At 55.9% G+C, this 11,410-nt stretch carries 10 protein-coding genes; 5 read left to right on the forward strand and 5 right to left on the reverse strand.

Annotated features, from left to right (window positions below):
• Window positions 1-9 precede the first annotated feature (9 nt).
• Window positions 10-690 (forward strand): aspartate/glutamate racemase family protein, encoded by a 681-nt coding sequence (locus tag GSP01_RS03990; protein WP_141350945.1) that lies wholly within the window; start codon window positions 10-12, stop codon window positions 688-690.
• On the forward strand, window positions 674-1,387 hold the full coding sequence (gene cuyB, locus GSP01_RS03995; protein ID WP_141350947.1) for a cysteate racemase: 714 nt from the start codon (window positions 674-676) through the stop codon (window positions 1,385-1,387). The genes GSP01_RS03990 and cuyB overlap by 17 nt, the downstream gene beginning before the upstream one ends.
• Window positions 1,388-1,449: 62 nt before the next feature.
• Here the strand turns inward: cuyB and GSP01_RS04000 are convergent, their stop codons facing one another.
• From GSP01_RS04000 to GSP01_RS04020, 5 genes are all read right to left on the reverse strand, one after another.
• Complete coding sequence (locus GSP01_RS04000; protein WP_141350949.1) at window positions 1,450-2,553, reverse strand: mandelate racemase/muconate lactonizing enzyme family protein; 1,104 nt, start codon at window positions 2,551-2,553, stop codon at window positions 1,450-1,452.
• Complete coding sequence (locus GSP01_RS04005; protein WP_141350951.1) at window positions 2,550-3,290, reverse strand: amino acid ABC transporter ATP-binding protein; 741 nt, start codon at window positions 3,288-3,290, stop codon at window positions 2,550-2,552. Before GSP01_RS04005 ends, GSP01_RS04000 begins: the two co-directional genes overlap by 4 nt.
• 1 nt (window position 3,291) lies before the next feature.
• Window positions 3,292-3,948, reverse strand: coding sequence for an amino acid ABC transporter permease (locus GSP01_RS04010; protein WP_141350953.1), 657 nt, complete (start codon window positions 3,946-3,948; stop codon window positions 3,292-3,294).
• A gap of 8 nt (window positions 3,949-3,956) precedes the next feature.
• On the reverse strand, window positions 3,957-4,724 hold the full coding sequence (locus GSP01_RS04015) for a substrate-binding periplasmic protein (RefSeq protein WP_141350955.1): 768 nt from the start codon (window positions 4,722-4,724) through the stop codon (window positions 3,957-3,959).
• Window positions 4,725-4,796: 72 nt separating this feature from the next.
• Complete coding sequence (locus GSP01_RS04020; protein WP_141350957.1) at window positions 4,797-6,329, reverse strand: amidohydrolase family protein; 1,533 nt, start codon at window positions 6,327-6,329, stop codon at window positions 4,797-4,799.
• Window positions 6,330-6,827: 498 nt separating this feature from the next.
• On the opposite strand from GSP01_RS04020, the gene GSP01_RS04025 reads away from it, so the two are divergent.
• From GSP01_RS04025 to GSP01_RS04035, 3 genes are all read left to right on the forward strand, one after another.
• Window positions 6,828-9,239: a TonB-dependent receptor gene (locus GSP01_RS04025; protein WP_141350959.1), complete on the forward strand. Its 2,412-nt coding sequence runs from the start codon at window positions 6,828-6,830 to the stop codon at window positions 9,237-9,239.
• A 91-nt stretch (window positions 9,240-9,330) separates the two neighbouring features.
• A complete protein-coding gene (locus GSP01_RS04030; protein WP_202257552.1) occupies window positions 9,331-10,086 on the forward strand; it encodes a class II aldolase/adducin family protein in 756 nt (251 codons plus the stop codon).
• Between the two features lie 10 nt (window positions 10,087-10,096).
• On the forward strand, window positions 10,097-11,410 hold a 1,314-nt coding region (locus tag GSP01_RS04035; RefSeq protein WP_141350963.1), incomplete at its 3' end, for a dihydroorotase.

Consider the following 11,410-nt stretch of genomic DNA (forward strand, 5'->3'; position numbering starts at 1 on the left):
GAATTTTTTATGACCGATACAGCCAGAATACTGGTCATCAATCCGAATTCCTCGGAGCTGGTCACAGCGGCGATTGACCAGGAAGTCGAGCATTTCCGGGCGCTTTCTCCTGTCAGGATCGATGTTCGGGGCACACCGGGCGCTCCGCCGGGCGTATCGTATCAGCGGGATGCAGATGATATTGCGCCGATGGTGCGCAGGATCGTGTCGGAAAATGAAGCAGATGCCTATGTTATTGCCTGTTTCAGTGATCCGGGGCTTCTGGGTGCCCGGGAGACGTTCCCGGGAAAAATCATCCTTGGATGCGGTGAAAATGCAATCCTTCAGGCCCTGACAGAAGCGGATCAGTTCGGAATCATTTCTCTATCGATCCTTTCTACCTATCGGCAGCGTCGCAAGATCCGCATGATGGGTCTGGCTGACCGGTATGTGGGAAGTCAGGGCATTGCCTCGAACGCGGTCGAGGCGACTTCTCCGGAACTGCTGGACCGGATGTTGGAAGCCGGACAGACCCTTGTGGCGCGTGGGGCGGATATTGTCCTGACGGGCTGCGCGAGCATGTCCCATTTCCGCGAGCCTCTGGAAGAGCGCCTGGGGGTTCGCGTCATTGACCCGGTCGGGTCTGCCGTTTCTGCCGCCATCGGGCGGATTATTCTCAAACAGGGACAGCGTCGTGGACCAGTCCGTTAAGCTGATTGGCGTTCTGGGCGGAATGGGCCCTGCAGCAACTGCGGATTTTATGGGGCAGGTCATCGCTAATACCTCAGCGAAGGTGGATCAGGAGCATATTCCGCTTTTGATTTTCTCTGATCCGGTCATACCGGACCGAAGTACTTCCATTCTGGATGCTACTGCCCCGTCTCCGCTACCGATGTTGCAAGATCATGCTGTGCGGCTACAGAGGGCGGGCGCTACGGCACTCGTGATTCCATGCAATACCGCTCATCATTTTCACTCCGATATTGCGGCCGCACTGAATATTCCTGTTCTGCACATTGCGGATGCGGTCTGCGAGGATCTCGGTCGGATGTGGAGTGACGGAGTTCGGGTGCAGAAGGTGGCGTTGATGGCTACTGCAGGAACCATCATGTCTGGTTTTTATCGCCAGCGTCTCGAGAAGGCGGGTTTTGTGTGCATGATTCCTGATGTCGAAGAGCAGCTCCTCATCAACGAGATTATACGCATGGTGAAAGGCGGGGACATCACTGCGGCGATTGCACCTGTGCGGGAGGCAAGTCGACGGCTGAAGGCACGTGGGGCGGATGCGGTAATTCTTGGTTGCACTGAACTGCCGCTGCTGCGTGAGGCGATCGAAGATATTTTGCCTTACGTGGACTCAACACGATCTCTGGCGCAGGCTTGCATTCGGTACGTTCAGCAGAACTGACTTTTTTCCTGCATCACTACTGTTGAAGGGAGGGGGCCTGTGGCTCCCTCCCTCTCTGCGTTTCAGCCTTCAGAGGGCATGATAAAAGGAGCCAGTGCGTCCAGATCCGGGCGTAGGCCCCAGCCGGGAGATTGCGGAAGAAGAACCTCGCCGTTTACGGGCGTGAGGTTTCCATGGAAGTAGGGCGCCCAGAGTGCCGCCTTGGACATGGGCCATTCCAGAAATAGTGCATTAGGCATTGCTGTCAGCCAATGGGCATGCATGGCGATGTTCAGCGGTGTCGTGAAAGAATGGCTGCAAACCTGCGGGACCTGCGGGGCAATTTCGCAGGCTGCGAGCAGGCCGCAGCGTGTGATGTCCGGCTGTAGGATGTCTACAAAAGAAGCAATTCGTTTCAGGCCGATAATCCCGCATTCGCCCTCACCAGACGCGATTGGGACGGCACTTTGCTCATGCAGGGTCTTCTGATCGTCCAGATCGTCGCGGTTGAGGGGCTCCTCGATCCAGGCAAGATTGAAAGGCTGGAAGGCGCGGGTGCGGGAGAGGGCTTCCTCCAGCGTGAAGGCCTGTGCGGCATCAACCATCAGGGTGGCATCGGGGGCGACATTGCGTGCGGCCTGAAGGAAGGCGACGTCGCTTTCCTCGCTGGCACCGAAGGGGGGCCAGCCCAGTTTATGGGCCCGAAAGCCGGCCTCACGTTCGGCTCGGATGCGCAGCGCGGTGCCTTCCGGCGTGGCGGCAACCTTGTCGCTCGCGTAACAGGCGATGGATGTCCGGGCTTCGGGCGAAAGCAGACGGCTGACGGGGAGGCCTGCGCGCTGCCCTGCCAGATCCCACAGCGCCAGTTCGGCGGCGGCGATGGCCTGCATGACCACACCGTCACGACCGATCCACTGGGTGTTTTTTTCCATCCGGCGACGCAGGGCTGGAATGTCGGATGCATCGGTGCCGAGCAGGATGCTGCGCAGTCCTTGCGCGGTGATATGGGTTTTGGGTGCGTTCACTACGGCGCGGGACAGGAAGGGACTGCCATGAGCCTCACCCCAGCCCGTCAGGCCGTCTTCGGTGACAATTCGCAGTAGGAAGCATTCCTCGTCGCGTGGTTGGGCAGTCAGGGATGAGGGAAGGCGGAATGCCAGTCCGTCTACGGCTTCGATGCGGCTCATGTTGGCAGGGCTCTTGAAAGAAAGGTGCGTCCACGTTCGGTGGCAGGTGCGGAGAAGAAGGTCTCGGGTCTTTCGTCTTCCACGATCTGTCCATCCACCATGAAAATGACGCGATGGCCGATACGGCGTGCGAAGGCCATTTCATGTGTGACGACCAGCATGGTCATTCCGCTCTCGGCTAGTTTTTCCATGACGCCGAGCACTTCCTGCACCATTTCGGGATCAAGCGCGCTTGTGGCTTCGTCGAAAAGCATGACCTTGGGCTGCATGGCAAGGGCGCGGGCGATGGCCACGCGCTGCTGCTGTCCGCCCGAAAGCTGGCCCGGATATTTACTGGCATGGGCGGAAAGACCGACCTGCTCCAGCAGTGCCGCAGCTTGTTCACGTGCCTGTGCGCGCGGTGTGCCAAGGACAGTCACCGGACCTTCCATCACGTTACCGATCGCCGAGAGATGCGGCCACAGGTTGAAGGACTGGAAAACCATTCCGACATGCTGGCGCAGTTGTATGAGGTCGCGTTGACGGCAGGAGGGCGAGATGCTCTGACCGGCGACAGAAATACTGCCGGCGGTGTGGCGATCCAGCTGGTTGACGCAGCGGAGAAGGGTGGATTTTCCAGCCCCGGAGGGGCCGATCAGGGAGACAACCTCCCCCTTCGGGACATCGAATGTGATGTCCGTAAGGACCTGGCGTTCTCCGAAAGATTTGGAGACGTTCTGGAAGGAAACAACGGTCATGTCAGCGCACCGTGTAATAGCTGAGGCGGCGTTCGATCCACGCCTGTGCGATCTGGAGAACTGTGGTGATCGCCAGATAGAGAATGCCGGTTGCGACCATCACTTCCGTCACCTTGAATGTTACGGAATAGATGCTCTGGGCGGTCAGCATCAGATCCGGCACGGCAATGACGGACACAAGCGACGAATTTTTGATAAGTGTGATGGCCTGTCCGACATAAGGGGGCAATGCGGGTTTGAGCGCCTGTGGCAGCACGATGCGGCGCATGATCTGAAAAGGCGCAAGACCAACTGCGGCTGCCGCTTCGGCCTGTCCTGATGGGACGGATTGGATGGCGGCGCGGAAAATTTCGGAGAAATAGGCTGCGGAATTGAGGCCGAGCGTCAGGATGCCAGCGCTCCATGGGTCAAGACGGAAGCCGCTCTGGGGGACGGCATAATAGACTGCGAAGAGCTGAAGCAGCAGAGGCGTTCCCCGCAGAATCCAGACATATCCCCAGGCTAGGAGTGAGATGGCGCGCACCGACGACAGGCGTGCCAGCGCAATACACAGCCCGAGGCAGGTGGCCATAACCAGCGCCGCCATGCTGATTTCGAGCGTGACGCCGCAGGCCTGGAGGAGGCGCGGCATGATATGGGCGACGAAATGCCAGTTCACCACGGATTTCAGGCCCCGAACCAGTGATCGGACAAGGATTTGGCCTGACCGTCCGCTCGTCTGGCGCGGATCTGTTCTGAGACGGCAGCTGCAAGTGTTTCGGAGCCGGATGGCAGTATCATTGCCAGAGGATGAGGATCGATTTCACGTCCGACGAGCTTGAGGGGCACCTGCTGCTGTCTGATGGCATATTGCGCGCCGCCACATCCGACGATCCCGGCGTCCAGTCGGCCAGACATGACATCCATGATAATGTCAGGCAGACCCGGATAGGAGCGTAGTGTGCCGGGTTTGGCCTGATTATGAGCCACGTCCTCAAGAATGCTGCCGGATGCGACGCCAATGGTCAGTCCGTGCAGGTCTTCGACTTCATGAATGGTGTTGTTGTCAGCCCGTACGATCACCGCAGCGGAATCGGTGCAGTAAGGCTCTGAAAAAACGAAGCTGGCCTTACGCTCCGGGGTGACCCGGACGGCGCTCATGACAGCGTCATACTGGCCAGCCATCAGGCCGGGGAGGATTCCGCTCCAGGATAGGTAGGAGAAACGCGGCTCAACACCAAGGCCTTTGCAGATCAGCCGGGACCATTCGAGATCGAAACCTGTAAGGGTTCCGTCAGCGTCCAGAAAACTATAGGGCGCATTGGCTCCTGTTGTCGCGATGCGCATGAAGCCCTGCTGGCGTACACTCTCCAGAGTTGATGCGTGGGCTCTCCCAATCAGGGATGTTCCGGCAACGGTTAGCATTCCGGTCAGCAGGGAGCGACGATGCATCATGATTTTCCTCAGCGATGATAAGGACTGGGGAGCACTGCGGAGAGTGCTCTCCGGAACCGGGCGTGTTGTGGTTTAGTGACGTCCGTTGACGAGGTAGAACGGCTCCGAAATATCGAGGTGATCAAGCATCTTGCGGTGCCAGTCATGGAAATAGGGACGCAGTTTGGCGAGTGCGGAGATGCGCTCGGGTGTTGCGGCCTTCGTCTCGTGATGTTTCACGTAGCTGCGGATCTCACCATATAGCCCCTCGACATCAATGGTCTGGAACTTGCGGTCACGGATCACAATGCGGCCGTTGACAATGACATCGCGGACGTCCTGTCCCTTTCCGCGCCACAGGAGCAGGTCTGGGATGGAAAGATTTTCCGAAGTCCAAGGATCGTGTAGCATGGAACCCGTCTCCATGACTGCGAGGTCAGCAGCTGCGCCGACTTGAAGCGTTCCGTGGTTCTGCTCGAAACCCAGTGTCCGTGCGGCGTTTGTTGTTCCCATGGACAGGATCTGGCCTGATGTCAGGGGAGGCATTTCCGCAAGATCGAAGCCCGGAACACGCGAGAGCATGGCCGACATCCGCAGTTCCATAAGGACGTCATCATCATCGTTCAGGGATTTATCGTCGATGCCGAGAGCAACGTTGATGCCCTTGCGCATCATGTACCAGACCGGGGAAATGCCATTGCGGACATGCAGGTTGCAGGAGCCATGATGCGTCGTACTGGCACCGCGCTCGGCGATGAGGTCGATGTCTTTTTCAGACAGCCAGACGGCGTGACCCAACGTGGTATTAGGCCCCAGAAGACCGATGCGGTCCAGATGTTCCACGAGAGAGCAGCCGAAGGTCTTGATGCTCCAGGCGCGCTGATGAGGTGTCTGGAGTGTATGAATATGGATCGGGGTGCCGCCGTGGGAATTGGCGCTGTCGCGGATTCGGGTGAAGAATTCGTCAGTGGAGCCGTGCGCCCAGGAAGGTCCGTGGAGAACCCTGCTCATCGGGGTGTCTTCCTCGCGGTGTAAGGTCTCGAAGAGATCGAGATAGCCGTCTGCAATCGCGCGTGCATCATAGCGTGTCATTGGCAGGACGAAATCGTGCAGCTCCGCTGGAAGGGTCTTCAGGAAGTCCCCTTCATCAATGCAGAATCGGTTGCGGTCACGAACTGCTGGCGAATAAGCCAGACGGATACCGGTTTCGCGATAGCTGTTGATGGCCTGACGGGCCTGTTCGAGCGCTTTGGGGCCTTCATCGTTCCACCCGGTGTGATGGATCGTGGTGCAGCCGCCCCGCAGATGACGAACCGCTGAAAGAGCGGAGCACAGATCGTTCGGCAGATAGACCATAGCTGACCAGTCGAGAAAAGCGTTCTCGAGGTAGTCGTAAAGCACGCCCTTCTGGATGGGCGACAGGCCACGGCCATGTGAATGGGCGTCGATCAGACCCGGCATGACGAGCGAGGTTCCATCGCCGATGACATTGGCAGCAGGATATTTCGACTGCATCTCGGTCCAGGAACCGAATTCCTTGATTGTCTCGTTTTCGATACAGATTGCCGCATCCTTCAGGATCGTTCCGGTATCGATGATGACGTGGCCACCCCTCACAAGCAACATGTCGCGCTCCGTATAAATCTGTGTTCCGCAAAACCGGCGCCCTGATAGGCAGGATACCCTGGTAGCCAGACCTGTAAGGCCAGCTCATGCTTATAACGAAAGAACGAATACCATCTACTGATATGGATTCGAATCCGAACTGATTGCAGGCAATCTCTCTACTCGCTTGCTGAAGCTCACCCTAATCAAACCTGAATTCGACTAAAACCTTTGAAATTCGTAGGGTGGTGTAAGGTTTCGAATAATCGCAAATCATTGAAATATATACTTTTCTGGTCAGGTTTTCATGCTGTTTGTGGGGGAGCTATCACGAGACGATATAGCGCTGCTGATCTCCTAATAACCAATTTGTTGCCGCCTCAAATATTCGGATGCTTATATCATCACGAAACGGAAACATTTTCGCGTTGCTTAATATCGCTGCACGGCATCGCCTCCTAGGAGAGCGATACTTACAGTAAAGCACGCGATCATCATGGTATTATAGGGAGCAGAGCGATGAGACACTGGTCAGCTGCACGAATACTGCTTCTGTCTACGACGGGTCTGATTTACGGAGCTGGTACCGTAGCGTATGGAGCGGACATCAAGAGCAGGCATTCAACGCCGGTATCCGCCTCTCAGCCACAGGCAAAAGCAGGAAAGCCGAAGGCGGCCAAAGGCGGGGCCAGGAAGCCGAAAAGCGTTGATGCCAAGGGTGATATCGAAGCGATTGCCGTGCATACGCATCGACAGAGCGGCGGTGGCCTGCTGTCCATGACTAAGGATATCCGCTCTTCGGTCGCAACGACCCGTGCTTTTATTGAGACGCAACCGGCTACAGCCAATCCCGAACAGCTGATGGCGATGCAGCCGGGAGCGGTTGTGGCGACGCAGGATCCCTATGGTATCGAGCCGGGAAACATCACGGTCCGTGGTCTGAACAACAATGAGATCATCTGGCTGTACGAGAATTCTCCGATCACCAATGATGGTACATTCTATCCTCAGGAAGCGGTGGATGCGCTGAACCTTGAGGAAGTCCGGCTTAGCCCTGGATCAACCAGCTTCGATCTGCCGGGTTCCAATGGCGCTGCGGGTACGATCCGCATGGCTTTGCATAATCCAGAGCATAAGCTGGGAGCGTCAACCAATATTACCTATGGCGCCCATAATACCCGTCAGGTTTATGGTCGTATTGATACGGGTGATATCGGGAATACCGGGGTGCGTGGATTTGTGTCCTATTCCAACTTTGTTGGTGATGACTGGCGCGGTCCGGGTCATAACTGGCGCGAGCACGTGGACGCCAAGTTTATCAAGGACTGGCAGGGTGGGCACCGGACGACCCTTGCAGTGGAATGGACCAAGCTTAATTTCCAGCTCGAGCGTCCTCCAACTATGTCTGCGTGGAATACCTACGGTAAGAATTACAATTATACGAGCAAATTTACGCCGGGTGATACCAACTATTACAAGCTGCACCAGAATGTCTATCAGGGCATGTTTGCGACCCTGAACCAGCATTTTGCGCTCTCCCGTAACCTTGCCCTGGATGTTGACCCGTATCTCTACTGGGCAGAAGCAGCCATTCCGGGGGCGATGAACCTGTCTGCGTCTTCGGCCTATCAGGGCACGCAGAAGATCTCGGGGCTTCAGCTTGAGACAGGAAATGGCTCTACGGCCAATTCGGCACTGTTGTATGCCAATTCACCAGCGCTTTTCATGCGTTCGGGTATCAATGCGAAGCTTGAATGGAAAATTGGCGAGCATAACCGTCTGGTTTTCGGAGATTGGTATGGCTTTACAGAGCAGTCACAGGCAGGTCAGTTCAACTATCTAAATGCTTCTGGCAGCCCCAAGAGCCTGTGGGGCAGTACTTCCTCGGCCGTATATCTGCCGAACGGAAAGCTCTATAATTTCTCTGACGTGCTCAACCGCATTCAGACGAACCAGATTTTCTTGGGCGATCGTGCCTCCTATCTGAATCACCGTCTTTCGCTTGAGGCTGGTTTTAAATATCTGTTCTATCGTGCGCAGGATTTCAACCGCATTCCCGGCGTGACCTATAACATCAACAACAACCAGACAGCTCCGATGCCGAGCATTGGTGCGCGGTATGATTTCAATGACGAGCATGAGATCTTTATGGATGCGGGTGTGAACTCCCGTGTTCCGGATCCGAGCCAGATTGCGGACTCCGTCAGTGCCAGCACGGGCAAGATTACGGGGCGGGCATCCCGCGACCAGAAGATCGAAACGTCGATCATAGAGGAACTTGGCTATCGCTATAGCGGCAAGCTGATCAACGCCCAATTGACGCTTTTCAACTATAACTTCACGAACCGTCAGGTTCAGACAGTTGTTGTTCAGAATGCAGGTCTGGTTACGCAGTATGTCAATGCTGGTGGTCAGACAAGCCGGGGTGCGGATGTCTCGGTTGGAACAACGCCGTTTCACCACTTCTCCGTTTTTGCATCGGGTGAATACCTGCATGCAACGATTGACAACAACATTCCGACCCAGGGTACATATCTCCGGACTGCTGGAAATACGGCTACGGGTTCTCCGACATGGACGGCTAACCTTGGTGTAAACTATAATGACAGCCGGATATTTGGTAATATTCAGATGCATTATGTATCAAGTCAGTATTCGACGTTTATGGATGACGAAAAAATTCCCGGGTTCAAGACGGTTGATATGACTCTGGGTTATCGTCTGCCGAAAATTGGTCCGGTCAAGGCGCCCAAAATTCAGCTCAATCTCGTCAATCTGACAAACAATCACTATCTGGCCGGAATCTACAGCACGCAGTTCAATGCAAAATCTGCACGTGCCATGAACGGATCGACAGTCGCTGGCTCGGCTCCGCTTTACATCATCGGGGCTGGTTTTACGGCGATGTTCTCCTTCTCTGCGGCGCTTTAAGCAGAGAAGATTTTTCCATGACATGCGGGATATCGTTTTCATTCTGGAAAGGGACCGATATCCTATCGTTACAGAGCACAGGAATATGACTATGACACAGAATGCAGCGTCCATTACGTCCACAGGCTTATCCGTCCGGCAGGAGCTGGCGGCGATCTTCCGTATCCTGGCTCATTTCCGGATGACGGACCTGATTCATACTCATGCCTCGGCCCGGATCAAGGATCGTGATGGTGCACTGCTGATCAACCGGTATAACCTGCTGTTTGATGAAGTTACCGCTTCCAACCTGATCGAAATCGACGAAGCCGGTGTGCCGTTCCCTGAGTATCAGGATGCGGACATTAATGACGCCGGCTGTAACATTCACAGCGCAATTCACGAAGCGATGCCGGAAGTTGGGTTTGTGATTCATACGCATACACGCGCCGGTGCTGCTGTTTCCGCCCAGAAGCACGGCCTGTTGCCTATCAGCCAGCAGGCCATGATGTTTGATGGTGCCGTTGGGTATCATGAGTTCGAAGGCTTTGTGCTGTCGCATGAAGAGCGAGGTCGTCTTGTTGCTGATCTTGCGGATAACAAGGTGCTGATCCTGCGCAATCATGGTCTGATCGCAGTTGGCAACAATGCTGCTGAAGCTCTCAACCGGATTTATAATCTGGAGCGGGCCTGTGAAATTCAGGTTGCCGCGCTGGCAGGGAATCCTGAACTGGTGACGCCACCGATGGATATCCAGAACCGTATGGGCAGGCAGGCCGTGACGCCCAAGCAACTCCATATTGAAAAAATGGGTTGGGACGCATGTCTGCGCATGATTGACCGGCAGGATATCAGCTATCTGCTTTGAGGGCTCATCAATGCATTATGATCTGCTACTGCGGGGCGGGACGGTCGTCACACCCCAGAGTCGCTATGTCGCGGATATTGCGTGTCGGGACGGCAGGATCAGCACTATTGGAGACCTTCGTACGGCTACGGCGGATCAGGAGGTGGACTGCCGGAACCTGACCGTGCTTCCGGGGCTGATTGATCCGCATGTTCATCTTCGGGACCCAGGTGATCCGGCAGTCGAGAATTTCAGCGATGGAACACGGGGGGCAGTTCTGGGAGGGATTACGACTCTCTTTGATATGCCTAACACTGCGGAACCCGTAACGGATCTTCCGACGCTCACGAAAAAGATTGCTTCCGTGCACGGGCAGATCTGGTGTGATGTCGGCCTGTATATCGGGGCGACCAAGCGGAACGCGCTCGAGCTTGAGACACTCGAGACGCATGATGCGGTCTGTGCCATCAAGCTGTTTCTGGGTTCATCCCGGGGCGATATGCTTGTGGATGACGACGAGAGTGTAGAGCGCATTATGCGCCATGGGCGTCGGCGTATCTGTTTTCACTCCGAAGACCATGACCGGCTTCAGAAGCGCAGGGCGATGTACCAAGAGGGGGAGCCGCATCGCCTCCACGCGGAATGGCATGATGTGGAATGCGCCTTCCTTGGAACACGACGCCTGACAGCACTTGCGGTCGAAACAGGACGTCCGATTCATATTCTTCATGTCTCGACAGCGGAGGAACTGGAGTATCTCAAGGCTTATCGCCATCTCGTGACGACCGAGATTCTGGTCAATCACCTGACGCATGTCGGGCCGGAAATCTATAACCGGCTGGGTGGTCTTGCCGTCATGAATCCGCCGATCCGTGACCAGTTTCATCATGACGCGATCTGGAAAGCCGTGCGGGAAGGGAGGGTAGACTGCATTGGTTCGGACCATGCGCCACATCCCCTCGAAGCCAAGATGAGGCCATGGCCAGCCACAGCGGCAGGTCTGACGGGTGTGCAGACGTTAGTGCCAGTCATGTTGGATCATGTGTCGGCTGGTCGCCTGTCACTTGAACAGATGGTGCAGCTCATGTCCGCTGGACCGGCAAGGGTCTATGGTTTGCGTAACAAGGGCCATATCATACCTGGCTATGATGCTGACTTTACCATCGTGGACATGACAGCGCAGCGGACCATCACGACGGATTGGATTGTATCTCCATGTGGGTGGACGCCATTTGACGGCCATGAGTGCACAGGGTGGCCGATTATGACGGTTGTGCGCGGAGAAATTGTCATGCGTGATGACGAGGTTATAGGAGAGGCAAGCGGGCGTTGTGCGTCCTTCTCG

The organism is Gluconobacter sphaericus NBRC 12467, from assembly GCF_006539125.1.
GTDB classification, from domain to species: Bacteria; Pseudomonadota; Alphaproteobacteria; order Acetobacterales; family Acetobacteraceae; genus Gluconobacter; species Gluconobacter sphaericus.

What these genes read in the sequence shown, in the direction of transcription:
- GSP01_RS04020 (WP_141350957.1), bottom strand. Translation starts at nt 6,329, where the DNA reads ATGTTGCTTGTGAGGGGTGGCCACGTCATCATCGATACCGGAACGATC.
- GSP01_RS04015 (WP_141350955.1), bottom strand. Translation starts at nt 4,724, where the DNA reads ATGATGCATCGTCGCTCCCTGCTGACCGGAATGCTAACCGTTGCCGGA.
- GSP01_RS03990 (WP_141350945.1), top strand. Translation starts at nt 10, where the DNA reads ATGACCGATACAGCCAGAATACTGGTCATCAATCCGAATTCCTCGGAG.
- GSP01_RS04030 (WP_202257552.1), top strand. Translation starts at nt 9,331, where the DNA reads ATGACACAGAATGCAGCGTCCATTACGTCCACAGGCTTATCCGTCCGG.
- GSP01_RS04005 (WP_141350951.1), bottom strand. Translation starts at nt 3,290, where the DNA reads ATGACCGTTGTTTCCTTCCAGAACGTCTCCAAATCTTTCGGAGAACGC.
- GSP01_RS04000 (WP_141350949.1), bottom strand. Translation starts at nt 2,553, where the DNA reads ATGAGCCGCATCGAAGCCGTAGACGGACTGGCATTCCGCCTTCCCTCA.
- GSP01_RS04025 (WP_141350959.1), top strand. Translation starts at nt 6,828, where the DNA reads ATGAGACACTGGTCAGCTGCACGAATACTGCTTCTGTCTACGACGGGT.